The sequence below is a fragment of the Gluconobacter sphaericus genome (assembly GCF_016757795.1).
Lineage (GTDB): Bacteria > Pseudomonadota > Alphaproteobacteria > Acetobacterales > Acetobacteraceae > Gluconobacter > Gluconobacter sphaericus.
Genome location: NZ_CP068419.1, coordinates 628,465 through 653,098, shown reverse-complemented (window position 1 = coordinate 653,098; position 24,634 = coordinate 628,465). Strand labels below are relative to the sequence as shown.

At 57.2% G+C, this 24,634-nt stretch carries 23 protein-coding genes; 12 read left to right on the top strand and 11 right to left on the bottom strand.

Annotated elements, in window-relative coordinates:
• The first annotated feature begins 35 nt into the window (after positions 1-35).
• From IGS75_RS03230 to cuyB, 3 genes are read left to right on the top strand one after another with little or no spacing between them, the layout of a single operon-like run.
• On the top strand, positions 36-977 hold the full coding sequence (locus tag IGS75_RS03230; RefSeq protein ID WP_202257558.1) for an N-carbamoyl-D-amino-acid hydrolase: 942 nt from the start codon (positions 36-38) through the stop codon (positions 975-977).
• A 35-nt stretch (positions 978-1,012) separates the two neighbouring features.
• Positions 1,013-1,693: an aspartate/glutamate racemase family protein gene (locus IGS75_RS03225; protein ID WP_202257557.1), complete on the top strand. Its 681-nt coding sequence runs from the start codon at positions 1,013-1,015 to the stop codon at positions 1,691-1,693.
• A complete protein-coding gene (gene cuyB, locus IGS75_RS03220; protein WP_202257556.1) occupies positions 1,677-2,390 on the top strand; it encodes a cysteate racemase in 714 nt (237 codons plus the stop codon). The genes IGS75_RS03225 and cuyB overlap by 17 nt, the downstream gene beginning before the upstream one ends.
• Before the next feature lie 62 nt (positions 2,391-2,452).
• Here cuyB and IGS75_RS03215 read toward each other — a convergent pair whose 3' ends face one another.
• The 5 genes from IGS75_RS03215 to IGS75_RS03195 form a co-directional block, all read right to left on the bottom strand.
• Positions 2,453-3,556: a mandelate racemase/muconate lactonizing enzyme family protein gene (locus tag IGS75_RS03215; RefSeq protein WP_202257555.1), complete on the bottom strand. Its 1,104-nt coding sequence runs from the start codon at positions 3,554-3,556 to the stop codon at positions 2,453-2,455.
• On the bottom strand, positions 3,553-4,293 hold the full coding sequence (locus tag IGS75_RS03210) for an amino acid ABC transporter ATP-binding protein (protein ID WP_202257554.1): 741 nt from the start codon (positions 4,291-4,293) through the stop codon (positions 3,553-3,555). Before IGS75_RS03210 ends, IGS75_RS03215 begins: the two co-directional genes overlap by 4 nt.
• A 1-nt stretch (position 4,294) precedes the next feature.
• A complete protein-coding gene (locus IGS75_RS03205; RefSeq protein WP_141350953.1) occupies positions 4,295-4,951 on the bottom strand; it encodes an amino acid ABC transporter permease in 657 nt (218 codons plus the stop codon).
• 8 nt (positions 4,952-4,959) lie between these two features.
• The gene (locus IGS75_RS03200) at positions 4,960-5,727 is read right to left on the bottom strand and encodes a substrate-binding periplasmic protein (RefSeq protein ID WP_141350955.1); all 768 of its coding nucleotides are present in this window, start codon (positions 5,725-5,727) and stop codon (positions 4,960-4,962) included.
• A gap of 72 nt (positions 5,728-5,799) precedes the next feature.
• A complete protein-coding gene (locus tag IGS75_RS03195) occupies positions 5,800-7,332 on the bottom strand; it encodes an amidohydrolase family protein (protein ID WP_141350957.1) in 1,533 nt (510 codons plus the stop codon).
• Positions 7,333-7,830: 498 nt separating this feature from the next.
• On the opposite strand from IGS75_RS03195, the gene IGS75_RS03190 reads away from it, so the two are divergent.
• The 3 genes from IGS75_RS03190 (at position 7,831) to IGS75_RS03180 (ending at position 12,422) form a co-directional block, all read left to right on the top strand.
• Positions 7,831-10,242, top strand: coding sequence for a TonB-dependent receptor (locus IGS75_RS03190; RefSeq protein WP_202257553.1), 2,412 nt, complete (start codon positions 7,831-7,833; stop codon positions 10,240-10,242).
• A 91-nt stretch (positions 10,243-10,333) separates the two neighbouring features.
• Positions 10,334-11,089: a class II aldolase/adducin family protein gene (locus tag IGS75_RS03185; RefSeq protein WP_202257552.1), complete on the top strand. Its 756-nt coding sequence runs from the start codon at positions 10,334-10,336 to the stop codon at positions 11,087-11,089.
• A 10-nt stretch (positions 11,090-11,099) separates the two neighbouring features.
• On the top strand, positions 11,100-12,422 hold the full coding sequence (locus tag IGS75_RS03180; protein ID WP_202257551.1) for a dihydroorotase: 1,323 nt from the start codon (positions 11,100-11,102) through the stop codon (positions 12,420-12,422).
• A gap of 9 nt (positions 12,423-12,431) precedes the next feature.
• Here IGS75_RS03180 and IGS75_RS03175 read toward each other — a convergent pair whose 3' ends face one another.
• A complete protein-coding gene (locus IGS75_RS03175; protein ID WP_237468709.1) occupies positions 12,432-13,370 on the bottom strand; it encodes a LysR substrate-binding domain-containing protein in 939 nt (312 codons plus the stop codon).
• Positions 13,371-13,471: 101 nt separating this feature from the next.
• Between IGS75_RS03175 and IGS75_RS03170 the strand changes: the two genes are divergently transcribed.
• Both IGS75_RS03170 and IGS75_RS03165 read left to right on the top strand, forming a co-directional pair.
• Positions 13,472-13,948 carry a hypothetical protein gene (locus IGS75_RS03170; RefSeq protein ID WP_202257550.1) on the top strand — a complete coding sequence of 159 codons (477 nt, stop codon included), beginning with the start codon at positions 13,472-13,474 and terminating at the stop codon, positions 13,946-13,948.
• A 642-nt stretch (positions 13,949-14,590) separates the two neighbouring features.
• Entirely contained in the window at positions 14,591-14,878 is a 288-nt protein-coding gene (locus IGS75_RS03165; protein ID WP_202257549.1) for a hypothetical protein, read from the top strand.
• A 20-nt stretch (positions 14,879-14,898) separates the two neighbouring features.
• Here the strand turns inward: IGS75_RS03165 and IGS75_RS03160 are convergent, their stop codons facing one another.
• The 3 genes from IGS75_RS03160 to IGS75_RS03150 all read right to left on the bottom strand — a co-directional run bounded on the left by IGS75_RS03160 (position 14,899) and on the right by IGS75_RS03150 (position 17,795).
• Complete coding sequence (locus tag IGS75_RS03160) at positions 14,899-16,023, bottom strand: SMP-30/gluconolactonase/LRE family protein (RefSeq protein WP_202257548.1); 1,125 nt, start codon at positions 16,021-16,023, stop codon at positions 14,899-14,901.
• A gap of 75 nt (positions 16,024-16,098) precedes the next feature.
• Complete coding sequence (locus tag IGS75_RS03155) at positions 16,099-17,310, bottom strand: DUF2075 domain-containing protein (protein WP_202257547.1); 1,212 nt, start codon at positions 17,308-17,310, stop codon at positions 16,099-16,101.
• A gap of 5 nt (positions 17,311-17,315) precedes the next feature.
• A complete protein-coding gene (locus IGS75_RS03150) occupies positions 17,316-17,795 on the bottom strand; it encodes an aminoacyl-tRNA deacylase (RefSeq protein WP_202257546.1) in 480 nt (159 codons plus the stop codon).
• 312 nt (positions 17,796-18,107) lie between these two features.
• On the opposite strand from IGS75_RS03150, the gene IGS75_RS03145 reads away from it, so the two are divergent.
• Complete coding sequence (locus IGS75_RS03145; RefSeq protein WP_456306159.1) at positions 18,108-18,896, top strand: triose-phosphate isomerase; 789 nt, start codon at positions 18,108-18,110, stop codon at positions 18,894-18,896.
• A complete protein-coding gene (locus tag IGS75_RS03140) occupies positions 18,896-19,717 on the top strand; it encodes a DeoR/GlpR family DNA-binding transcription regulator (protein WP_202257544.1) in 822 nt (273 codons plus the stop codon). Before IGS75_RS03145 ends, IGS75_RS03140 begins: the two co-directional genes overlap by 1 nt.
• Here the strand turns inward: IGS75_RS03140 and IGS75_RS03135 are convergent.
• Complete coding sequence (locus IGS75_RS03135; protein ID WP_202257543.1) at positions 19,704-20,753, bottom strand: alpha-E domain-containing protein; 1,050 nt, start codon at positions 20,751-20,753, stop codon at positions 19,704-19,706. The genes IGS75_RS03140 and IGS75_RS03135 overlap by 14 nt on opposite strands.
• A complete protein-coding gene (locus IGS75_RS03130; protein ID WP_174787595.1) occupies positions 20,735-22,165 on the bottom strand; it encodes a circularly permuted type 2 ATP-grasp protein in 1,431 nt (476 codons plus the stop codon). The genes IGS75_RS03135 and IGS75_RS03130 overlap by 19 nt, the downstream gene beginning before the upstream one ends.
• A 399-nt stretch (positions 22,166-22,564) precedes the next feature.
• On the opposite strand from IGS75_RS03130, the gene IGS75_RS03125 reads away from it, so the two are divergent.
• Positions 22,565-23,443 (top strand): transglutaminase family protein, encoded by an 879-nt coding sequence (locus IGS75_RS03125; RefSeq protein WP_202257542.1) that lies wholly within the window; start codon positions 22,565-22,567, stop codon positions 23,441-23,443.
• Positions 23,430-24,506: a zinc-binding metallopeptidase family protein gene (locus IGS75_RS03120; protein ID WP_202257541.1), complete on the top strand. Its 1,077-nt coding sequence runs from the start codon at positions 23,430-23,432 to the stop codon at positions 24,504-24,506. The genes IGS75_RS03125 and IGS75_RS03120 overlap by 14 nt, the downstream gene beginning before the upstream one ends.
• Positions 24,507-24,634 lie beyond the last annotated feature (128 nt).

The following is a 24,634-nucleotide window of genomic DNA, read 5'->3' as shown; positions in this document are numbered from 1 at the left end:
TACCTATTCTCCTCCAATACAGCTTCGAGAACATAATGAGCCGCATTATCAGAATTGCTGCCGCCCAGATGGGGCCCACCCAGCGTACGGACTCAAGGGCAGACACGCTTGCCCGGCTCATAACGCTTCTGGAACAGTCTGCTCGACAGGGTGCTGATCTGGTAGTTTTTCCGGAACTGGCGCTGACGACCTTCTTCCCGCGCTGGCTGCTAGAAGGACAGGAACTACAGGATTATTTTGAAAAATCGATGCCGAACCCTAATGTTCAGCCGCTTTTCGATCGCGCAATGGAACTCGGAGTTTCATTCTATCTCGGTTATGCTGAATTAACGCCGGACGGTCAGCGGTTCAATACGTCCGTTCTGGTCGGTCCGGATGGCCAGATCATGGGAAAATATCGGAAGATTCATCTTCCTGGTTCAGTCGAGCCGCGTCCTGGTGCGGTCTATCAGCAACTTGAGAAGCGCTATTTTGAATATGGGGACATTGGCTTCCCGGTCGTCCATTCAGGCCCAGCGCTCAAGGATGCCATTATTGGCATGCTGATCTGTAATGACCGCCGCTGGCCGGAAGCCTGGCGATGCCTGGCGTTGCAGGGCATGGAGCTGCTCTGTGTCGGCTATAATTCGGCGGCTTACGATCCTAACGGCGGTGACACCGAAAGTGCCGCACTGCGGACTTTCCATGCCCAGCTCGTCGCGCAGTCCAATTCCTATATGAATGCGTGCTGGAGTGTGGCTGTTGCCAAGGCTGGTAACGAGGACGGATCTGGACTGATCGGCGGGTCATGCATCGTTGATCCGGACGGACAGATTGTTGCGGAAGCAAAAACTCTTGCAGATGAAGTCGTTGTTGCGGACTGCGACATGGATCAATGCCTGCAGGGCAAGTCCAAGATGTTCAACTTTGAGGCACATCGGCGCCCGCAATGGTACACCCCGATTACCGAGCAGGTGGGTGCTATCATCCGCAAATAAAATGCGGTTTTCCAATCTGTCAGCGGGATTTTTTTATGACCGATACAGCCAGAATACTGGTCATCAACCCGAATTCCTCGGAGCTGGTCACGGCGGCGATTGACCAGGAAGTCGAGCACTTCCGGGCGCTTTCTCCTGTCAGGATCGATGTTCGGGGCACACCGGGCGCTCCGCCGGGCGTATCGTATCAGCGGGATGCAGATGATATTGCGCCGATGGTGCGCAGGATCGTGTCGGAAAATGAAGCAGATGCCTATGTTATTGCCTGTTTCAGTGATCCGGGGCTTCTGGGGGCCCGGGAGACGTTCCCGGGAAAAATCATCCTTGGATGCGGTGAAAATGCAATCCTTCAGGCCCTGACAGAAGCGGATCAGTTCGGAATCATTTCTCTATCGATCCTTTCTACCTATCGGCAGCGTCGCAAGATCCGCATGATGGGTCTGGCTGATCGGTATGTGGGAAGTCAGGGCATTGCATCGAACGCGGTCGAGGCGACTTCTCCGGAACTGCTGGACCGGATGTTGGAAGCCGGACAGACCCTTGTGGCGCGTGGGGCGGATGTTGTCCTGACGGGCTGCGCGAGCATGTCCCATTTCCGCGAGCCTCTGGAAGAGCGCCTGGGGGTTCGCGTCATTGACCCGGTTGGGTCTGCCGTTTCTGCCGCCATCGGGCGGATTATTCTCAAACAGGGACAGCGTCGTGGACCAGTCCGTTAAGCTGATTGGCGTTCTGGGCGGAATGGGCCCTGCGGCAACTGCGGATTTTATGGGGCAGGTCATCGCTAATACCTCAGCGAAGGTGGATCAGGAGCATATTCCGCTTTTGATTTTCTCTGACCCGGTCATACCGGACCGGAGTACTTCCATTCTGGATGCTACTGCCCCGTCTCCGCTACCGATGTTGCAAGATCATGCTGTGCGGCTGCAGAGGGCAGGCGCTACGGCACTCGTGATTCCATGCAATACCGCTCATCATTTTCACTCCGATATTGCGGCCGCACTGAATATTCCTGTTTTGCACATTGCGGATGCGGTCTGCGAGGATCTCGGTCGGATGCGGAGTGACGGAGTTCGGGTGCAGAAGGTGGCGTTGATGGCTACTGCAGGAACCATCATGTCTGGTTTTTATCGCCAGCGCCTCGAGAAGGCGGGTTTTGTGTGCATGATTCCTGATGTCGAAGAGCAGCTCCTCATCAACGAGATTATACGCATGGTGAAAGGCGGGGACATCACTGCGGCGATTGCACCTGTGCGGGAGGCAAGTCGACGGCTGAAGGCACGTGGGGCGGATGCGGTAATTCTTGGTTGCACTGAACTGCCGCTGCTGCGTGAGGCGATCGAAGATATTTTGCCTTACGTGGACTCAACACGATCGCTGGCGCAGGCTTGCATTCGGTACGTTCAGCAGAACTGACTTTTTTTCTGCATCACTACTGTTGAAGGGAGGGGGCCTGTGGCTCCCTCCCTCTCTGCGTTTCAGCCTTCAGAGGGCATGATAAAAGGAGCCAGTGCGTCCAGATCCGGGCGTAGGCCCCAGCCGGGAGATTGCGGAAGAAGAACCTCGCCGTTTACGGGCGTGAGGTTTCCATGGAAGTAGGGCGCCCAGAGTGCCGCCTTGGACATGGGCCATTCCAGAAATAGTGCATTAGGCATTGCTGCCAGCCAATGGGCATGCATGGCGATGTTCAGCGGTGTCGTGAAAGAATGGCTGCAAACCTGCGGGACCTGCGGGGCAATTTCGCAGGCTGCGAGCAGGCCGCAGCGTGTGATGTCCGGCTGTAGGATGTCTACAAAAGAAGCAATTCGTTTCAGGCCGATAATCCCGCATTCGCCCTCACCAGACGCGATCGGGACGGCACTTTTCTCACGCAGGGTCTTCTGATCGTTCAGATCGTCGCGGTTGAGGGGCTCCTCGATCCAGGCAAGATTGAAAGGCTGGAAGGCGCGGGCGCGGGAGAGGGCTTCCTCCAGCGTGAAGGCCTGTGCGGCATCCACCATCAGGGTGGCATCGGGGGCGACATTGCGTGCGGCCTGAAGGAAAGCGACGTCGCTTTCCTCGCTGGCACCGAAGGGGGGCCAGCCCAGTTTATGGGCCCGAAAGCCGGCCTCACGTTCGGCTCGGATGCGCAGCGCGGTACCTTCCGGCGTGGCGGCAACCTTGTCGCTCGCGTAACAGGCGATGGATGTCCGGGCTTCGGGCGAAAGCAGACGGCTGACGGGGAGGCCTGCGCGCTGCCCTGCCAGATCCCACAGCGCCAGTTCGGCGGCGGCGATGGCCTGCATGACCACACCGTCACGACCGATCCACTGGGTGTTTTTTTCCATCCGGCGACGCAGGGCTGGAATGTCGGATGCATCGGTGCCGAGCAGGATGCTGCGCAGTCCTTGCGCGGTGATATGGGTTTTGGGTGCGTTCACTACGGCGCGGGACAGGAAGGGGCTGCCATGAGCCTCACCCCAGCCCGTCAGGCCGTCTTCGGTGACAATTCGCAGTAGGAAGCATTCCTCGTCGCGTGGTTGGGCAGTCAGGGATGAGGGAAGGCGGAATGCCAGTCCGTCTACGGCTTCGATGCGGCTCATGTTGGCAGGGCTCTTGAAAGAAAGGTGCGTCCACGTTCGGTGGCAGGCGCGGAGAAGAAGGTCTCGGGTCTTTCGTCTTCCACGATCTGTCCATCCACCATGAAAATGACGCGATGGCCGATACGGCGTGCGAAGGCCATTTCATGTGTGACGACCAGCATGGTCATTCCGCTCTCGGCTAGTTTTTCCATGACGCCGAGTACTTCCTGCACCATTTCGGGATCAAGCGCGCTTGTGGCTTCGTCGAAAAGCATGACCTTGGGCTGCATGGCAAGGGCGCGGGCGATGGCCACGCGCTGCTGCTGTCCGCCCGAAAGCTGGCCCGGATATTTACTGGCATGGGCGGAAAGACCGACCTGCTCCAGCAGTGCCGCAGCTTGTTCACGTGCCTGTGCGCGCGGTGTGCCAAGGACAGTCACCGGACCTTCCATCACGTTACCGATCGCCGAGAGATGCGGCCACAGGTTGAAGGACTGGAAAACCATTCCGACATGCTGGCGCAGTTGTATGAGGTCGCGTTGACGGCAGGAGGGCGAGATGCTCTGACCGGCGACAGAAATACTGCCGGTGGTGTGGCGATCCAGCTGGTTGATGCAGCGGAGAAGGGTGGATTTTCCAGCCCCGGAGGGGCCGATCAGGGAGACAACCTCCCCCTTCGGGACATCGAATGTGATGTCCGTAAGGACCTGGCGTTCTCCGAAAGATTTGGAGACGTTCTGGAAGGAAACAACGGTCATGTCAGCGCACCGTGTAATAGCTGAGGCGGCGTTCGATCCACGCCTGTGCGATCTGGAGAACTGTGGTGATCGCCAGATAGAGAATGCCGGTTGCGACCATCACTTCCGTCACCTTGAATGTTACGGAATAGATGCTCTGGGCGGTCAGCATCAGATCCGGAACGGCAATGACGGACACAAGCGACGAATTTTTGATAAGTGTGATGGCCTGTCCGACATAAGGGGGCAATGCGGGTTTGAGCGCCTGTGGCAGCACGATGCGGCGCATGATCTGAAAAGGCGCAAGACCAACTGCGGCTGCCGCTTCGGCCTGTCCTGATGGGACGGATTGGATGGCAGCGCGGAAAATTTCGGAGAAATAGGCTGCGGAATTGAGGCCGAGCGTCAGGATTCCAGCGCTCCATGGGTCAAGACGGAAGCCGCTCTGGGGGACGGCATAATAGACTGCGAAGAGCTGAAGCAGCAGAGGCGTTCCCCGCAGAATCCAGACATATCCCCAGGCCAGGAGTGAGATGGCGCGCACCGACGACAGGCGTGCCAGCGCAATACACAGCCCGAGGCAGGTGGCCATAACCAGCGCCGCCATGCTGATTTCGAGCGTGACGCCGCAGGCCTGGAGGAGGCGCGGCATGATATGGGCGACGAAATGCCAGTTCACCACGGATTTCAGGCCCCGAACCAGTGATCGGACAAGGATTTGGCCTGACCGTCCGCCCGTCTGGCGCGGATCTGTTCTGAGACGGCAGCTGCAAGTGTTTCGGAGCCGGATGGCAGTATCATTGCCAGAGGATGAGGATCGATTTCACGTCCGACGAGCTTGAGGGGCACCTGCTGCTGTCTGATGGCATATTGCGCGCCGCCACATCCGACGATCCCGGCGTCCAGTCGGCCAGACATGACATCCATGATAATGTCAGGCAGACCCGGATAGGAGCGTAGTGTGCCGGGTTTGGCCTGATTATGAGCCACGTCCTCAAGAATGCTGCCGGATGCGACGCCAATGGTCAGTCCGTGCAGGTCTTCGACTTCATGAATGGTGTTGTTGTCAGCCCGTACGATCACCGCAGCGGAATCGGTGCAGTAAGGCTCTGAAAAAACGAAGCTGGCCTTACGCTCCGGGGTGACCCGGACGGCGCTCATGACAGCGTCATACTGGCCAGCCATCAGGCCGGGGAGGATTCCGCTCCAGGATAGGTAGGAGAAACGCGGCTCAACACCAAGGCCTTTGCAGATCAGCCGGGACCATTCGAGATCGAAACCTGTAAGGGTTCCGTCAGCGTCCAGAAAACTATAGGGCGCATTGGCTCCTGTTGTCGCGATGCGCATGAAGCCCTGCTGGCGTACACTCTCCAGAGTTGATGCGTGGGCTCTCCCAATCAGGGATGTTCCGGCAACGGTTAGCATTCCGGTCAGCAGGGAGCGACGATGCATCATGATTTTCCTCAGCGATGATAAGGACTGGGGAGCACTGCGGAGAGTGCTCTCCGGAAGCAGGCGTGTTGTGGTTTAGTGACGTCCGTTGACGAGGTAGAACGGCTCCGAAATATCGAGGTGATCAAGCATCTTGCGGTGCCAGTCATGGAAATAGGGACGCAGTTTGGCGAGTGCGGAGATGCGCTCGGGTGTTGCGGCCTTCGTCTCGTGATGTTTCACGTAGCTGCGGATCTCACCATATAGCCCCTCGACATCAATGGTCTGGAACTTGCGGTCACGGATCACAATGCGGCCGTTGACAATGACATCGCGGACGTCCTGTCCCTTTCCGCGCCACAGGAGCAGGTCCGGGATGGAAAGATTTTCCGAAGTCCAGGGATCGTGTAGCATGGAACCCGTCTCCATGACTGCGAGGTCAGCAGCTGCGCCGACTTGAAGCGTTCCGTGGTTCTGCTCGAAACCCAGTGTCCGTGCGGCGTTTGTTGTTCCCATGGACAGGATCTGGCCTGATGTCAGGGGAGGCATCTCCGCAAGATCGAAGCCCGGAACACGCGAGAGCATGGCCGACATCCGCAGTTCCATAAGGACGTCATCATCATCGTTCAGGGATTTATCGTCGATGCCGAGAGCAACGTTGATGCCTTTGCGCATCATGTACCAGACCGGGGAAATGCCATTGCGGACATGCAGGTTGCAGGAGCCATGATGCGTCGTACTGGCACCGCGCTCGGCGATGAGGTCGATGTCTTTTTCAGACAGCCAGACGGCGTGACCCAACGTGGTATTAGGCCCCAGAAGACCGATGCGGTCCAGATGTTCCACGAGAGAGCAGCCGAAGGTCTTGATGCTCCAGGCGCGCTGATGAGGTGTCTGGAGTGTATGAATATGGATCGGGGTGCCGCCGTGGGAATTGGCACTGTCGCGGATGCGGGTGAAGAATTCGTCAGTGGAGCCGTGCGCCCAGGAAGGTCCGTGGAGAACCCTGCTCATCGGGGTGTCTTCCTCGCGGTGTAAGGTCTCGAAGAGATCGAGATAGCCGTCTGCAATCGCGCGTGCATCATAGCGTGTCATTGGCAGGACGAAATCGTGCAGCTCCGCTGGAAGGGTCTTCAGGAAGTCCCCTTCATCAATGCAGAATCGGTTGCGGTCACGAACTGCTGGCGAATAAGCCAGACGGATACCGGTTTCGCGATAGCTGTTGATGGCCTGACGGGCCTGTTCGAGCGCTTTGGGGCCTTCATCGTTCCACCCGGTGTGATGGATCGTGGTGCAGCCGCCCCGCAGATGACGAACCGCTGAAAGAGCGGAACACAGATCGTTCGGCAGATAGACCATAGCTGACCAGTCGAGAAAAGCGTTCTCGAGGTAGTCGTAAAGCACGCCCTTCTGGATGGGCGACAGGCCACGGCCATGTGAATGGGCGTCGATCAGACCCGGCATGACGAGCGAGGTTCCATCGCCGATGACATTGGCAGCAGGATATTTCGACTGCATCTCGGTCCAGGAACCGAATTCCTTGATTGTCTCGTTTTCGATACAGATTGCCGCATCCTTCAGGATCGTTCCGGTATCGATGATGACGTGGCCACCCCTCACAAGCAACATGTCGCGCTCCGTATAAATCTGTGTTCCGCAAAACCGGCGCCCTGATGGGCAGGATACCCTGGTAGCCAGACCTGTAAGGCCAGCTCATGCTTATAACGAAAGAACGAATACCATCTACTGATATGGATTCGAATCCGAACTGATTGCAGGCAATCTCTCTACTCGCTTGCTGAAGATCAACCTAATCAAACCTGAATTCGACTAAAACCTTTGAAATTCGTAGGGTGGTGTAAGGTTTCTAATAATCGCAAATAATTGAAATATATACTTTTCTGGTCAGATTTTCATGCTGTTTGTGGGGGAGCTATCACGAGACGATATAGCGCTGCTGATCTCCTAATAACCAATTTGTTGCCGCCTCAAATATTCGGATGCTTATATCATCACGAAACGGAAACATTTTCGCGTTGCTTAATATCGCTGCACGGCATCGCCTCCTAGGAGAGCGATACTTACAGTAAAGCACGCGATCATCATGGTATTATAGGGAGCAGAGCGATGAGACACTGGTCAGCTGCACGAATACTGCTTCTGTCTACGACGGGTCTGATTTACGGAGCTGGTACCGTAGCGTATGGAGCGGACATCAAGAGCAGGCATTCAACGCCGGTATCCGCCTCTCAGCCACAGGCAAAAGCAGGAAAGCCGAAGGCGCCAAAAGGCGGGGCCAGGAAGCCGAAAAGCGTTGATGCCAAGGGTGATATCGAAGCGATTGCCGTGCATACGCATCGGCAGAGCGGCGGCGGCCTGCTGTCCATGACTAAGGATATCCGCTCTTCGGTCGCAACGACCCGTGCTTTTATTGAGACGCAACCGGCTACAGCCAATCCCGAACAGCTGATGGCGATGCAGCCGGGAGCGGTTGTGGCGACGCAGGATCCCTATGGTATCGAGCCGGGAAACATCACGGTCCGTGGTCTGAACAACAATGAGATCATCTGGCTGTACGAGAATTCTCCGATCACCAATGATGGTACATTCTATCCTCAGGAAGCGGTGGATGCGCTGAACCTCGAGGAAGTCCGGCTTAGCCCTGGATCAACCAGCTTCGATCTGCCGGGTTCCAATGGCGCTGCGGGTACGATCCGCATGGCTTTGCATAATCCAGAGCATAAGCTGGGAGCGTCAACCAATATTACCTATGGCGCCCATAATACCCGTCAGGTTTATGGTCGTATTGATACGGGTGATATCGGGAATACCGGGGTGCGTGGATTTGTGTCCTATTCCAACTTTGTTGGTGATGACTGGCGCGGTCCGGGGCATAACTGGCGCGAGCACGTGGACGCCAAGTTTATCAAGGACTGGCAGGGTGGGCACCGGACGACCCTTGCAGTGGAATGGACCAAGCTTAATTTCCAGCTCGAGCGTCCTCCAACTATGTCTGCGTGGAATACCTACGGTAAGAATTACAATTATACGAGCAAATTTACGCCGGGTGATACCAACTATTACAAGCTGCACCAGAATGTCTATCAGGGTATGTTTGCGACCCTGAACCAGCATTTTGCGCTCTCCCATAACCTTGCCCTGGATGTTGACCCGTATCTCTACTGGGCAGAAGCAGCCATTCCGGGGGCGATGAACCTGTCTGCGTCTTCGGCCTATCAGGGCACACAGAAGATTTCGGGGCTTCAGCTTGAGACAGGAAATGGCTCTACGGCCAATTCGGCACTGTTGTATGCCAATTCACCAGCGCTTTTCATGCGTTCGGGTATCAATGCGAAGCTTGAATGGAAAATTGGCGAGCATAACCGTCTGGTTTTCGGAGATTGGTATGGCTTTACAGAGCAGTCACAGGCAGGTCAGTTCAACTATCTAAATGCTTCTGGCAGCCCCAAGAGCCTGTGGGGCAGTACTTCCTCGGCCGTATATCTGCCGAACGGAAAGCTCTATAATTTCTCTGACGTGCTCAACCGCATTCAGACGAACCAGATTTTCTTGGGCGATCGTGCCTCCTATCTGAATCACCGTCTTTCGCTTGAGGCTGGTTTTAAATATCTGTTCTATCGTGCGCAGGATTTCAACCGCATTCCCGGCGTGACCTATAACATCAACAACAACCAGACAGCTCCGATGCCGAGCATTGGTGCGCGGTATGATTTCAATGACGAGCATGAGATCTTTATGGATGCGGGTGTGAACTCCCGTGTTCCGGATCCGAGCCAGATTGCGGACTCCGTCAGTGCCAGCACGGGCAAGATTACGGGGCGGGCATCCCGCGACCAGAAGATCGAAACGTCGATCATAGAGGAACTTGGCTATCGCTATAGCGGCAAGCTGATCAACGCCCAATTGACGCTTTTCAACTATAACTTCACGAACCGTCAGGTTCAGACAGTTGTTGTTCAGAATGCAGGTCTGGTTACGCAGTATGTCAATGCTGGTGGTCAGACAAGCCGGGGTGCGGATGTCTCGGTTGGAACAACGCCGTTTCACCACTTCTCCGTTTTTGCATCGGGTGAATACCTGCATGCAACGATTGACAACAACATTCCGACCCAGGGTACATATCTCCGGACTGCTGGAAATACGGCTACGGGTTCTCCGACATGGACGGCTAACCTTGGTGTAAACTATAATGACAGCCGGATATTTGGTAATATTCAGATGCATTATGTATCAAGTCAGTATTCGACGTTTATGGATGACGAAAAAATTCCCGGGTTCAAGACGGTTGATATGACTCTGGGTTATCGTCTGCCGAAAATTGGTCCGGTCAAGGCGCCCAAAATTCAGCTCAATCTCGTCAATCTGACAAACAATCACTATCTGGCCGGAATCTACAGCACGCAGTTCAATGCAAAATCTGCACGTGCCATGAACGGATCGACAGTCGCTGGCTCGGCTCCGCTTTACATCATCGGGGCTGGTTTTACGGCGATGTTCTCCTTCTCTGCGGCGCTTTAAGCAGAGAAGATTTTTCCATGACATGCGGGATATCGTTTTCATTCTGGAAGGGGACCGATATCCTATCGTTACAGAGCACAGGAATATGACTATGACACAGAATGCAGCGTCCATTACGTCCACAGGCTTATCCGTCCGGCAGGAGCTGGCGGCGATCTTCCGTATCCTGGCTCATTTCCGGATGACGGACCTGATTCATACTCATGCCTCGGCCCGGATCAAGGATCGTGATGGTGCACTGCTGATCAACCGGTATAACCTGTTGTTTGATGAAGTTACCGCTTCCAACCTGATCGAAATCGACGAAGCCGGTGTGCCGTTCCCTGAGTATCAGGATGCGGACATCAATGACGCCGGCTGTAACATTCACAGCGCAATTCACGAAGCGATGCCGGAAGTTGGGTTTGTGATTCATACGCATACACGCGCCGGTGCTGCTGTTTCCGCCCAGAAGCACGGCCTGTTGCCTATCAGCCAGCAGGCCATGATGTTTGATGGTGCCGTTGGGTATCATGAGTTCGAAGGCTTTGTGCTGTCGCATGAAGAGCGAGGTCGTCTTGTTGCCGATCTTGCGGATAACAAGGTGCTGATTCTGCGCAATCATGGTCTGATCGCAGTGGGCAACAATGCTGCTGAAGCTCTCAACCGGATTTATAATCTGGAGCGGGCCTGTGAAATTCAGGTTGCCGCGCTGGCAGGGAATCCTGAACTGGTGACGCCACCGATGGATATCCAGAACCGTATGGGCAGGCAGGCCGTGACGCCCAAGCAACTCCATATTGAAAAAATGGGTTGGGACGCATGTCTGCGCATGATTGACCGGCAGGATATCAGCTATCTGCTTTGAGGGCTCATCAATGCATTATGATCTGCTACTGCGGGGCGGGACGGTCGTCACACCCCAGGGTCGCTATGTCGCGGATATCGCGTGTCGGGACGGCAGGATCAGCACTATTGGAGATCTTCGTACGGCTACGGCGGATCAGGAGGTGGACTGCCGGAACCTGACTGTGCTTCCGGGGCTGATTGATCCGCATGTTCATCTTCGGGACCCAGGTGATCCGGCAGTCGAGAATTTCAGCGATGGAACACGGGGGGCAGTTCTGGGAGGGATTACGACTCTCTTTGATATGCCTAACACTGCGGAACCCGTAACGGATCTTCCGACGCTCACGAAAAAGATCGCTTCCCTGCACGGGCAGATCTGGTGTGATGTCGGCCTGTATATCGGGGCGACCAAGCGGAACGCGCTCGAGCTTGAAACACTCGAGACGCATGATGCGGTCTGTGCCATCAAGCTGTTTCTGGGTTCATCCCGGGGCGATATGCTTGTGGATGACGACGAGAGTGTAGAGCGCATTATGCGCCATGGGCGTCGGCGTATCTGTTTTCACTCCGAAGACCATGACCGGCTTCAGAAGCGCAGGGCGATGTACCAAGAGGGGGAGCCGCATCGCCTCCACGCGGAATGGCATGATGTGGAATGCGCCTTCCTTGGAACACGACGCCTGACAGCACTTGCGGTCGAAACAGGACGTCCGATTCATATTCTTCATGTCTCGACAGCGGAGGAACTGGAGTATCTCAAGGCTTATCGCCATCTCGTGACGACCGAGATTCTGGTCAATCACCTGACGCATGTCGGGCCGGAAATCTATAATCGGCTGGGTGGTCTTGCCGTCATGAATCCGCCGATCCGTGACCAGTTTCATCATGACGCGATCTGGAAAGCCGTGCGGGAAGGGAGGGTGGATTGCATTGGTTCGGACCATGCGCCACATCCCCTCGAAGCCAAGATGAGGCCATGGCCAGCCACAGCGGCAGGTTTGACGGGTGTGCAGACGTTAGTGCCAGTCATGTTGGATCATGTGTCGGCTGGTCGTCTGTCACTTGAACAGATGGTGCAGCTCATGTCCGCTGGACCGGCAAGGGTCTATGGTTTGCGTAACAAGGGCCATATCATACCTGGCTATGATGCTGACTTTACCATCGTGGACATGACAGCGCAGCGGACCATCACGACGGATTGGATTGTATCTCCATGTGGGTGGACGCCATTTGACGGCCATGAGTGCACAGGGTGGCCGATTATGACGGTTGTGCGCGGAGAAATTGTCATGCGTGATGACGAGGTTATAGGAGAGGCAAGCGGGCGTTGTGCGTCCTTCTCGAAAGCCTGAAAAGCCGTCTCAGCGTTTATGCGTCGCCTGCTGGTTCAGCAGGCGACGCATTTCTCCCAGAAAGGTTTTTGCCAACCGTGTGAGAGACCGGTTTTCAGCCCAGACTGCTGATGCTGCTACCGGAATGGAGGGGGAGAACGGGCGCTGAATAAGGCGGAAACGTCCGGCAGAGTTGGCGGTGAGAGGGTCAACCACGGCCACTCCTACCCCCTGATCAGCCAGAATGCAGGCTGTCAGGCCGTAGCGCACTTCTACTGCAAAAGTCAGTTCGACGCCCATCTGTTCGTAAGCGCGATGTAATGCCGCGCCGAGTTTGGTTTCCTGTTCCAGTGCGATCAGGCGATGGTGATGCAGATCTTTTGGCGTGATGATTTCACAGGCAGCGAGAGGATGTTCCGGAAGCATGACACAAACCATTTCTCCTTCATACAGGACTTCCGAGCAGATCCCCGGCCGCTCGGCAAAGCCAAGAATGAAGCCTAATTCGGCCTGATGCGTCTCTATGCTTTCAAGAACTTCCTCGTAACGCCGGGTGTCGAAGAAGGTGCGGACACGTGGGCGGCGGATCTGCATTTCGCGAATGGCACGAGCCAGGACGCCGTATCCGACCGGAGGCGTTGCTATGAGGCGGAGTTGTCCTGCCTTGTTGTCCCTTATGTCCTTTATCCGGCTCTCGAGACGTTTGTGTGTATCGAAGATTGATTCTGCTTCAGCCAGAAGAATCTTTGTTTCGGGTGTTGGAAAAATGCGGTTATTAACTCTCTGGAACAGCGCAAATCCGACCTGCTCTTCCATGACCTTGAGGGCATTGCTGACAGCAGGCTGGGACAGACCGAGAGCATGGCCGGCAGCAACCGTCGTGTTGTAACGTACGATGGCACGAAGAATTTCAAGCTGTCGGAGATTCACTGAATAAGCACCATGAATAGTCTCTGCTTGAATCATCATATCGATATCATGAATAATCCACTAGCGGAATATTCATGGGGTTTATATCATGATGTATCCAGCTTCGATCACTGAAGATTACAGCCTGACAGGATGCCCTGATGTTCTGGATCAAAGACCGACCTGCCCTCGTTTCGGCCCATCCTATCTACGATATTACAGCCGCCTTGCCGCCAGATGCGCCGGTTGTGACATCGCCTCATGCCTTCACGGAACAGGATCTCAGGCCTCTGCTTGCCGAAGCTGAAGTCCTGTGCATTTCCATGATGTGGCGTGATGAATTTCTGGACCTGCCCCCTAACCTGAAGATGATCCAGTCAATCAGCGCAGGTGTGGATCATTTCCCGATGGGACGCCTGAAAGAGCGCAATATTCCACTCTGCACGGCGGGAGGGACCAATTCCCGCACGGTCGCGGAGCATACGCTGGCTTTCCTGCTGAATATCTCCCGTCGCCTTTACGCAGCCCGGGACGACCAGAAAGTCCATCACTGGAATCCTCCCCGGCATGGCCGTTCTGATCGACAGAGTGGTTTGAGGGGTGGTCTTAGGTTTCGTGGATTAAAGGGTACCTGTTGAAGTGTTGAGACGAGATTGCCGAAGCCAGGATATGACTTCTTTGTTTTGTCATATCGGGTGGTGATGCGTCGTCAGTTCCTGAGTTTATTGAAGGGGCGTTCGACGAGATAACGCCAGCGAGAGTTGTCCCTGTTGTGACCCAAAGACGAAGCACGATGCTCCACTTGCCCTGGTCATCAGGCAGATGGCGTCGTTGTGATCCGGTGTGGACAATCCACATTATACCTTCGAAATAGATGCTTGTTTTTCGCAGGATGGTCGTCACGACCCGTTTGAGGCACAAGCATCGTCCCGATGAAGGCCCATTCTTTGTCCGGAAGCTCAATACGCTCCCCAAAATGCAGCCTTGAATCGGTTGCGGATATTACTGTCAATTTTTGTCCGCGGTAATCGATAATACATAAAATATGAACGTCTATTTGTATAAAAATTCCAAATATATTCTAATGAAAATGCTATAATTTCCCTTATTGTTTCGTATTGTATTTCAGATGTATGGTCATATGTGTCACGTTTCAGCATGGTTTTTGAGACTGGGACATCTGTTTCTGTAAAACTCTGTTATTGTTCGTTGCTGTGCCGACAGTGCGTGTCGGTTATGATAAACGCCCCGTATCAGCCCGGTCCGGGAGGGGACAGCGTGTGACACAGCGGATTTTTGTAGTGATGATTCTGGCAGGGTTGGCGGGATGTTCTCATCCTCGCTCGCAACCGGCCGACAGCCGCTCGACGCTGTTGCGCCCACTCGCGACCAGCGGTTCGGACAACCAGAAAGACACCGCCAGGTCAGACCACAAGATCCATGGCGCCGTCAGCGTCGGAACAGGTTTCGGCGGCGGGAGGAATTACGGCCTTGGCTCTCAGTCCGGTTTGGGGGCCATGACCGGAACCGGTACGGGCGGGATGGGGCTGACGCCAGAGGGTTGGTAATCCCCCGGCGTTGCGGGCCTTCAGTTCAGAGGCGCGATCTTCACAACAATATACGGCATGACCTCAAGGTCCTTACCGTCATGGAAAACCGGCAGCCGCGCCCACTGCCCAACCGTCCCGTAAAGCGCCCCATTTGCATAGGTCAGACCGTCGGGCTCGGTCATGCGCGGATCATGCGCCACAACCGAAATATCGCCATTTGGCTTGTGGCGAAGGATGGCGTGACGTTCGTCATCGGTGATGTAAATCGAACCATCCGGCCCGGTCGCCATGCCGTCGCCCATGCCCGTCTCTCCCTCATCCTTCACAGCCCGCTCCAGCGTTGCTTCGCTGGCTTTCGGATCGGACAGAACAGCGGTCGGCGCGGAATAAAGACGTCGGCTGGTCTGCGGCTGCCAGTAAAGCGTCTGCTGGTCGGCACTGATGGCTATACCGTTCACACCACCTTGCGGTACAACAGCATGGTTCGGATCATAACGTCCGGCCACACCATCCATGACGGCCACAAAACCCTGCACCGGCATGACAGAAACCGTATCGGCCAGAATGCGTCGCTGATGGCCCGTCGCCAGATCCACAACAACCAGCGCCGGATGCACATCGGTGGACGTATCGGTAATGAACGCCGTCCCCGCCGCACCATGCGTCAGATCGATCCGCACATCATTGACGTGACTGTCCGGCAGCAGGGCAGGTGCACCCAGCGGCACGACCTGCGCGATCTTCCCGCTCGTGGGATCGATCCGGAACAGCTTCTGCGCGCCTGCAACAGTCCCCGTGCCCGCAACCATTCCTTCATCCAGAACCCAGAGCTGCCCCTTCGCATCCACCGTCATGCCAAGCGGTGAGACAAACTGCGCCTGCGCGGCCGCATCGGGGAAGGGCGTCAGCTTTCCGTTCGCATAGAGCGCCAGGCGCGGCCCGGAATGTTCATGCGCACTGCGCGGAAAGCCAAGCACCAGACGCCCGTCGGGCAGCACGGCAATGCCGGAGGGCTGGGCATTGGAAAACCGCCCGATGATCTGCACATTCCCCGACGAAAGCGTGCCTTTATCCACGGTCTGGGCAGCGAGGGCAGGGGAGGCGGCGCTCAGGGCCGCAAGAGCGGCGCTGAACGTAAGAGCCAGAAGTGTCTGATGGGACATGGCTGAAATCTCCTTTACCGTGAAAGGACCAGAGCGACCGTACGATGACAATTCACGCAAGCGCGATCGGGCAGATCAGGTTCGCAGCAGCCTCTCCCGCAAAGCCGGATCATGGGCATACAGGAACAGCCCATGGATGCCGCGTGTGAGGATGACGTTTAGGGCATTGAGAATAACGCGCGTCTTTGCTTCTTCCGGCGCCGCAATCCCGTCGCGTCCCTGAAACGCTGCGCTGTCCTCATAACGCTCCGGCCGCACCCCGATCCGGTCATGCTTCACGTCATAAAACAGCGACGGCCCCAGGATGACGCCCGCATAATTCAGATCGAACCCTTGGATTGTATAGACGGACCCCACCTCGTCGATCGTATCCGGCCGCTCGGCCCAGGGCAGTTTTTCGCGCGGCAGGGAGCGGTCCCAGCGCAGGCGGAAATCGCCTTCGGTGATGAAATGATCCTCCCCATTGAGCGTGTAGGGATAATCATAGGTCGAAAGCAGACGGCACAGCCCGTATTGTGCATTGCACGCGCACAGATCTGCATAGAGCGCCGCGCAGTCGTCATAGACCCTTAGGTCGAAATCCGGATCTTTCGGTCGTGGCAGAATCTTACCCTGTCCCAGTGCATTAATCCACGAGCACATGGCCGGACTGGCCGAAACGCGGAACTGCGTGTCGAGATGGAATTCCTCCGAAGGGCGCCCCTCGCGGAAACTCTCCAGAAGATCAGCCGACCAGTGGCTCTTGAACTTCAGGACCTGCAACGGATCAAACACCACAACCACGATCCGCGCCCATCGCAGGATTTCTTCCAGATGGTTCTGCTGCGCGAAATGGTTGTAACGGTCCGGCCGTGTCAGAAGCAGATGCGCTTCGTCCACCAGTACGATATCCGCGCGCCGGCCGGTTTTCGCAGACGTGTTGATGAATGTCGTCGGGCGCTCGTAATCGCTCTTGCGCAGGGCGGGCATGGTGGCTGCGATGTTGCGATAGAGCTTGAGCATCTCCGGATGGTTGACGATCACCATGTTCCGAAGGCCCTCCAGCGGGTCTCCTGCCGCGCCACTCCGCGCCCGGGTCTGAAGCGCATTGAAGATCGCATTCAGGACAACGCTTTTTCCCGTGCCCGCCGCCCCTTCGATCACGAAAAGCGCGCTGTCATCCGCCTGATGCCGCTCACAGAACGACATCACCCGATGCAGCAATTCCGTTTGCCGCTCCGACAACGTCAGCTCGGGGGAAAGTTTCTGCGTCGCAGCGTTATCCAGCGCGCGGGAGGAAGCGGCCACGCGTTTCAGTCCGCGCCGATATCGGCCACTTTGGCACCCGTGGCGCGCTGGGCATCCGCAGGCGTGATCCGCACGACAAAACCCTGCCCACCCGCATTGATATAGACATGCTCGCGCGGCATCGCGTCCTGCGAAATCACGACGGGGATCGGTGTTCTGGAGCCGAACGGGCTGGTCCCGCCGGACTGGAACCCCGTCAGTTCCTGCGCCTTCTCAGGGGCCATCATCCGCGCATTGCGCCCGTCAAACAGCGCCGCGACCTTCTTCAGGTTCATCCGCTGGTGAGCAGGGGCCACGACACAGACCGGCTGTTTCTTGTCCACTTCGACCACCAGCGTCTTGAGGACATCCTCGGGTGCCACGCCGATGGCTTCGGCCGCCTGCATTCCGATCAGGCCGCCATTAGGGGCATATTCATAATCATGGACGCTGAAGGGAATGTTTCTCGCTGCCAGAAAAGCCGTTGCGGCTGTTTCGCGGGTCATGTGAGTGCTCCGTTGCCAGAAACAGGTCTTCACACACCGGAAGGCTGAAACCGTTGGGAACCAGCTCCGGTCAGGACCTGCAATAGTCTGTCATGTATATGACGGCCCGAAACCCGATTGGCAACACGACGCCCGGCGGGGGCGATCGGGTTCAGGAAGCCTGTTTTGGCAGCGCATAAATGTATCGTTATTGATAGGACGGATGACATTTTTTCTGTTATAGTTTAACGGTAAAGATATTCCGGAAAAGCCGGGATCCGGGAGAATCGGCATGAGTGCCCGGCTAGTTGAAACCCTGTCATGAGGTTAACCGTGGATCAGAAGACCGTCTGGATCGGGACGAACTGGAAAATGAACAAGGGCCCTGCCGAAGCCGTTGCGGCGGCCCGGGCCCTTGCAGCATTTCGTCCCCCCGAGGGCGTTCGGACTTTCGTGAATCCGCCGTTCACGTCCCTGAAAGACGTGAGCGCGGCCCTTCAGGACAGCTCCATGATCGTGGGCGCGCAGAACATGTTCTGGGAAGACAGTGGTGCCTGGACCGGAGAAATTTCTGCCCCGATGATCGCCGAATGTGGCGCATCCATGGTGGTGATCGGCCATTCTGAACGCCGGCAGCATTTCGGCGAGACGGACTGGACGGTGAACCTCAAGGTCCGCGCGGCGCTGAAGCACGGTCTGCAGCCGCTGATCTGCATCGGTGATACGCTGGACGAATTCGAATTCGGGGTCTCGCAGGAAACGCTCGCCCGACAGGCGAAAATCGCCCTGCATGGGCTGTCGCAGGAGGATTTCGCACAGGTTCTGATTGCTTATGAGCCCGTCTGGGCCATCGGTTCGGCGGGGCGCCCGGCAGAAGCCCCGTTCGTGTCGCAGATCCATACGAAACTGCGCGCCGTGATGCAGGAGATCACTGGCCCCGATAGCACCGTCAGGATTCCGCTGCTCTATGGCGGCAGCGTATCTCAGGCCAATATTCGCGACTATGTCGCCCTGCCGGATGTGGATGGAGTGCTGATCGGCCGCGCAGGCTGGGAGCCTGCGGATTTTATGAAGCTGATTGACAGCGTCAGCACGCTGCTCGCTGCCGGAGTGGATGCCTGATGAATTCCGTGCTCGTGGAAGGGCAGGTTCTGTCTAGCCGCCGGCGCGGGATCCTTGACTATGTCACGGAGCGAGGCGTGGTGCCGGTCGGGGATCTGCTGGAGCGGTTTTCGCTGAGCCGGGCCTCGATTAACCGGGACCTTCTGGCCCTGTCCGCGCAGGGACTGCTCCGCCGGGTCGGCCCGGATATCACGGCCCTGCCGAGCGCGAGTTCTTCGGGGAGCGTGGTGTATCGGGCGCGGCAGGCCGTTGCACAGAAACAGGCCATCGCTGCGCTTGCGGCCTCCCTGATCAGCCCGGGCGATACGGTGGCGCTCGATGATTCCACAACGGTGCGGGCGATGGCAGACAGCCTCTCCGCCATCGCGTCGTTGACAGTCGTGACCAACAGCCTGGGGCTAGGGACGCGTCTGGGAGCCTGCGAGACTCTCGGCCTGATTGGTCTGGGCGGACGGTACAGCCCGACATTCGAAGCCTTTGTGGGAATGGTCTGCGAACAGAGCGTGATGTCCATGCACATCGACTTGGCATTTGTTTCTGCCGCCGCTATCCACGGTCTGACGGCCTATCATCAGATCGAGGAAATTATCCGCGCCAAACAGGCCTTGATGGCGGCGGCGGATTCCCGTGTGCTTCTGGTGGACAGCGGGAAGTTCGGTAACTCGGCCATGAACCGGCTGGCGGCACTTTCCGAGTTCGATGCGGTTATCACTGATGACGGCATCGATCCCGGTTATGCCGCAATGCTGCGCGATGCGGGCATAACGCTGAAGATCGCGGCTGTGTCCCCGCCTGCGGAGCGCGCCCTCACTGTGGGCTGAGTGTCTCCTCGCGCGTCATGACCGGAGCCGCGGGCCAGAATGTGGCCGAGACTTCCGCCTGCAAGGCCGCAAGCTGGTCCTGGATATAGGTCATGTATTCATGCAGCCCGCGAGAAATGATGTCCTCGGCGGTCTGATCCTCAAGCGTAGCGCGCAGATTGATGATGCGTTCCTGAAGTGGACTGCACTGATGGCGCAGGTTGTAATGGGTGGATAGCGCGTTGAGCGTGTTGTCCACCTGTCGCAGATTGAGCATCAGGGAGCGTGGAAACCCCTCGTTCTTGAGCAGAAAACCCACCACATTGGCAGGCGTCGTGGTAACGGGCTGCAGGCGCCGGAACGCGTGATACGCCGCTGCGGAGCGCAGGACAGCCCCCCACTGCGTGATATCAATCTGCGAGCCCGGAGTTTCGCCCCCAGGCAGAAGCGTATGATAGCGGATGTCGATCAGACGGGTGATCTGATCAGAGCGTTCAAGATATTTGCCCAGCAGATAGAACAGCCACGCCTGATCGCGGTACAATGTGCCTTCCGTAACGCCGAAATGCGTCTGGCAGTCCTGCTTGAGACGGTTGCACAGCTCGGACAACCCGTCGCGCCGGATGTCGGGGGTGGAGAGCCCCATCATACTCCGGGTGAAGACATTCAGCTGCATCCACATCTCGGTGGAAATCAGCGGCCGGGCCGAGCGTGCATTCTCCCGAACCATGTGAGCCATGGCGCGGATGGAGGTTGGGTTCGCGCTTTCGGTAATGTAGAAGGCGAGGATGTTCTCTTCCGTCGCGGGAAGGGGATAAATCGCGGCGTAGCGCTCTTCGTCCGAGTTGATCTGGAGAATGGAATCCCAGCCCGGGCTGCCATCGGGATTACGGACAAACGCTTCCGTGACCTCCAGGAGCCGCGCGAGGTTCTCGATCCGCTCCATGTAGCGGGCAAGCCACATCATGCTCTCGCCATAGCGCGACAGTAGCATGTTTAGATTGGCGAGCATGGCGGGAAAACGCGTGCCTGTCTGTGTCATCGCGCCATCACCCATGTATCTTTCGAGCCGCCGCCCTGAGAGGAATTGACGACCAGTGACCCTTTGCGTAGGGCCACGCGGGACAGGCCGCCGGGGAGAACCCATGTATTGTGTCCGGTCAGGGCAAATGGCCGCAGATCCACATGCCGCGCCTCGACCCCGCTGGGACACAGTGTCGGGGAGACGGACAGATCGATGACAGGCTGGCTGATATAGTTGGACGGGTCCTCAAGTAGTTTGGTGCGGAACTCGTCCAGCTCCGTTTGCGTAGCCTGCGAGCCGATCAGCAGACCATAGCCGCCGGACTCACCCACCGGCTTGATGACCAGCTTGTCCATATTGGCCAGTGTGTAAGCCAAACCTTCCTCTTCGGCGCAGATATTCGTCTGCACGCTGTCGAGAATGGGATCTTCGCCCAGATAGTAGCGGATAAGACGTGGCATATAGGCATAAACAGCCTTGTCATCCGCCACCCCCGTTCCCAGTGCGTTGGCCAGCGTGACGTTGCCGCGGCGATAGGCCTCCACAAGGCCGGGAACGCCGAGCATGCTGTTGGGGTTGAAGGCCAGCGGGTCCAGAAATTCGTCGTTGAGACGGCGATAGATCGAATGGACAGGGCGAAGCCCTGCCACGGTGCGCATATAGACCCGGTGGTTTTCAACGATCAGATCCCGCCCTTCAACAAGCGGCACTCCCATCTCGCGCGCCAGGAAAACATGTTCGAAGTAGGCGGAGTTGTAGATGCCGGGTGAGAACAGCACGACCTGCGGATCGCTCACGCCCTCGGGGGCGACCTCGCACAGCGTCTGGTGCAGCCTGAGGCCGTACTCCTCGACCGAGCGAAGTGGCATGCCTGAGGCTAGATCCGGCATTAGCCGCAGCATCATGTGCCGGTTCTCGATGACGTAAGACACACCCGAGGGCGTGCGGGCATTGTCTTCGAGCACCATGAAACGCCCGCTGCGGTCGCGGATCAGATCGGTCCCGTTGATATGGACATAGACGTCGCCAGGTATGCGTACACCGACCATGGCTTCGCAGTAATTCGGATTGTTGAGTACCAGATTGGCAGGGATGATGCCGTCCCGCAGGACATGGCGCTCATGATAGATATCCCGCAGGAACAGATTGAGTGCCTTGACTCGCTGCTGCACGCCACGGTCAATATGATCCCATTCTGCAGCTGTAAGGACACGCGGGATCATGTCGAAAGGCAGGATGCGGTCGATCGCTTCGCGGTCGGAATAGACGGTGAAAGTAATGCCCAGACGATAGAGCTGTGCTTCCGCCGTGTTGGTGCGGTGGCGCAGTTCGGCAAGATCGAGCTCTGCAAGACGATCACGAACGGTCTGAAGGGGCGGGGAGAGCGCATCCGTCCGGTTCATGAGTTCGCAGAAGAAATCCGGCGTGTCATAGGCAGTGAACATCCCTGCCGCGCTCTTGGCAGAGGCGCTGGAAGCCGGGGCGATACTAGCTGGAGAAGCACTGGCAGAAGCGGGACTGGGAGACTGCAAAAACGGCCTGTTCATTCTTTGCCTCACACCCCTGTTTATCGCCGACCCTGTGCCAATGGGAAACCCGATCAGCCGTGGCGCCTCGTTACGATATTTTATTAACGGAGCAAGATTCCAGCGCTTTGCCAAGCGTGAAATTTTCCATTTGGGCAGATCGGGAAAAGTCCTGCGGAAATTGTTGCGGTTCCAGGGAAGACTGATAGGGTAATATTTCGACTGCTCTCAGACCCAATGGTTGCCGGAACGGGATGGCCCGAAAATCACGCGTCTGAATCTGAGTATCTGAAACCGTTTCCACAGGGCCTCCTGAGCATGAATTCCCGCGTCATATTGCGCCATCAGACCCGATATCAGTATGACCGGCCCGTCTTCCTGGGACGTCAGACCGTGCGTTTGTGTCCCGTGCCGCGCGTGCGAACCTCGATCCACGATTACGAGCTCGAGGTCTCCCCGGAGAATGCGGACGTCACTTGGCGGCAGGACGCTTATGGCAACCGGCTGGCAGAAGTGCGGGTTCCCGAGCGTGTGACGGGCTTCGATGTTTCCGTTCGCATGGATGTGGATCTGGGCGTCCGGCCAACCCTGTCCAGGCTTGTGGAGGCGCCGGTCTGTACCGCTTATCGCGATGTGGACGCGGCTGGTGCGCGGGTGTCGCGCTTCGTCGAGGCCTGGCAGATGGCGGGTGTGGACAAGACTTTGGAAGCAGTAGCGGAGCTCAACCGTGCCGTGGCGGAGCATCTGACCTATCAACGCCGGCTTGAGCCGGGAGTCTGGACACCTGAAGAGACGCTGCAGCGGCAAAGCGGATCGTGCCGGGATAGTGCGTGGCTGCTGGTAACAGCCCTGCGGCATCTGGGATTTTCGGCGCGTTTCGTGTCTGGCTATCTGATCCAGTCCAACGTCAGCGACGGGTTGAACTGCGATTTGCATGCCTGGGCGGAAGCCTGGATTCCCGGAGACGGCTGGGTCGGCTTTGATACGACATCGGGACTGGTGGTAGCGCAGCATCACATTCCGCTGGCGGTGGTCGGCCGGCCGGAAGAAGCTGCCCCCATTTCCGGAATGCTGGACCTCTGCCGCGCCACGTTCGATGTGACGATGTGCGCGGAGCCCCTTTTGGTCGGGCGCGAGGCCCCGGAGCTGGCCATGATCGGGCAACCCGGTGTAATGCGATCTCATGAAGCTCTTTGAGTGCCAGTCCTGCGGTCAGATCCTCTTTTTTGAAAATACGGTCTGCGAGCATTGCCGCCGTGCCGTCGGATATCTGCCCGAGCAGTCGCTCCTGACGGCGCTGGATCCAGCCGGGGACCGGTTGTGGCATCCGCTAGAGCCTTCGGTGAAACATGAACAGGTCCTGTACTGTTCCAATCATGACGATGACGTCTGCAACTGGCTGACGACGCCGGATGCGACAGGGGGGAGGCCGTTCTGTCTGGCCTGCCGGTTCAACCGGACGATCCCGAATCTCGATATTCCTGGAAATCTTGAGCGCTGGCGGAAGATCGAGGTCGCCAAACATCGCCTCTTCTACACGCTGTTGCGGCTGAAGCTGCCGCTGAAGGATCGGCGTGAGGACCCGGAAAACGGATTGGTGTTCGATTTCCTCGACGATGCGCCGGACGGGTCATCCTCCGTCATGACCGGACATGCCAGTGGCGTCATCACCATCGCCATACGTGAAGCTGATGATGCGTCCCGTGAGCGGATGCGTGTCGAGATGGGGGAATATTACCGCACTCTTCTGGGGCATTTCCGGCACGAGATCGGCCATTACTACTGGAATGTTCTGGTGCGTGACGCCGGGCGGCTGGACGAGTGCCGCGCCGTGTTCGGCGACGACCGAGCAGATTACCAGAAGGCGCTTCAGGTCTATTACGACAGCCCCGCTCTCCCTGACTGGCAGGACAGCCATGTCAGCGTCTACGCCACCTCCCACCCCTGGGAGGACTTTGCCGAGACTTGGGCGCACTACCTGCACATCGTCTCCACGCTGGAGACGGCCTGTGCGTTCGACGTGAGTGTGAATCCGCGGGTGGCCGGGATCGGCCATTCCCCGGTTCGAACGCTGGGTGACCCGTACACGCAAGCGTCCTTCGAGGAGATCATGCAGGCCTGGCTGCCGCTGACCTATGCGGTGAACAGTATGAACCGTTCCATGGGGCTGGCGGATTTTTATCCGTTCGTACTGACTGCCGGGATCATGCACAAGCTTGCCTTTATTCACTGTCTGATTCGTAAAAGTCAGCCTGCCTGAAGGCTGACTTTATTCAGAACGCTTGCCGCCCGGTTGTGCAGCGCATATCGTTCTGCTTCCGGGATCGGATTCAGTATTTTCCCGGAACGATCCGCTTTCGATTCTCGATACTGATTTAAATCCGTTTC

What these genes read in the sequence shown, in the direction of transcription:
- IGS75_RS03225 (WP_202257557.1), top strand. Translation starts at nt 1,013, where the DNA reads ATGACCGATACAGCCAGAATACTGGTCATCAACCCGAATTCCTCGGAG.
- IGS75_RS03150 (WP_202257546.1), bottom strand. Translation starts at nt 17,795, where the DNA reads ATGACCCGCGAAACAGCCGCAACGGCTTTTCTGGCAGCGAGAAACATT.
- IGS75_RS03135 (WP_202257543.1), bottom strand. Translation starts at nt 20,753, where the DNA reads ATGGGTGATGGCGCGATGACACAGACAGGCACGCGTTTTCCCGCCATG.
- IGS75_RS03200 (WP_141350955.1), bottom strand. Translation starts at nt 5,727, where the DNA reads ATGATGCATCGTCGCTCCCTGCTGACCGGAATGCTAACCGTTGCCGGA.
- IGS75_RS03180 (WP_202257551.1), top strand. Translation starts at nt 11,100, where the DNA reads ATGCATTATGATCTGCTACTGCGGGGCGGGACGGTCGTCACACCCCAG.
- IGS75_RS03130 (WP_174787595.1), bottom strand. Translation starts at nt 22,165, where the DNA reads ATGTTCACTGCCTATGACACGCCGGATTTCTTCTGCGAACTCATGAAC.
- IGS75_RS03160 (WP_202257548.1), bottom strand. Translation starts at nt 16,023, where the DNA reads ATGTCCCATCAGACACTTCTGGCTCTTACGTTCAGCGCCGCTCTTGCG.
- IGS75_RS03190 (WP_202257553.1), top strand. Translation starts at nt 7,831, where the DNA reads ATGAGACACTGGTCAGCTGCACGAATACTGCTTCTGTCTACGACGGGT.
- IGS75_RS03120 (WP_202257541.1), top strand. Translation starts at nt 23,430, where the DNA reads ATGAAGCTCTTTGAGTGCCAGTCCTGCGGTCAGATCCTCTTTTTTGAA.
- IGS75_RS03210 (WP_202257554.1), bottom strand. Translation starts at nt 4,293, where the DNA reads ATGACCGTTGTTTCCTTCCAGAACGTCTCCAAATCTTTCGGAGAACGC.
- IGS75_RS03215 (WP_202257555.1), bottom strand. Translation starts at nt 3,556, where the DNA reads ATGAGCCGCATCGAAGCCGTAGACGGACTGGCATTCCGCCTTCCCTCA.
- IGS75_RS03175 (WP_237468709.1), bottom strand. Translation starts at nt 13,370, where the DNA reads ATGATGATTCAAGCAGAGACTATTCATGGTGCTTATTCAGTGAATCTC.
- IGS75_RS03185 (WP_202257552.1), top strand. Translation starts at nt 10,334, where the DNA reads ATGACACAGAATGCAGCGTCCATTACGTCCACAGGCTTATCCGTCCGG.
- IGS75_RS03170 (WP_202257550.1), top strand. Translation starts at nt 13,472, where the DNA reads ATGTTCTGGATCAAAGACCGACCTGCCCTCGTTTCGGCCCATCCTATC.
- IGS75_RS03140 (WP_202257544.1), top strand. Translation starts at nt 18,896, where the DNA reads ATGAATTCCGTGCTCGTGGAAGGGCAGGTTCTGTCTAGCCGCCGGCGC.
- IGS75_RS03230 (WP_202257558.1), top strand. Translation starts at nt 36, where the DNA reads ATGAGCCGCATTATCAGAATTGCTGCCGCCCAGATGGGGCCCACCCAG.
- IGS75_RS03195 (WP_141350957.1), bottom strand. Translation starts at nt 7,332, where the DNA reads ATGTTGCTTGTGAGGGGTGGCCACGTCATCATCGATACCGGAACGATC.
- IGS75_RS03125 (WP_202257542.1), top strand. Translation starts at nt 22,565, where the DNA reads ATGAATTCCCGCGTCATATTGCGCCATCAGACCCGATATCAGTATGAC.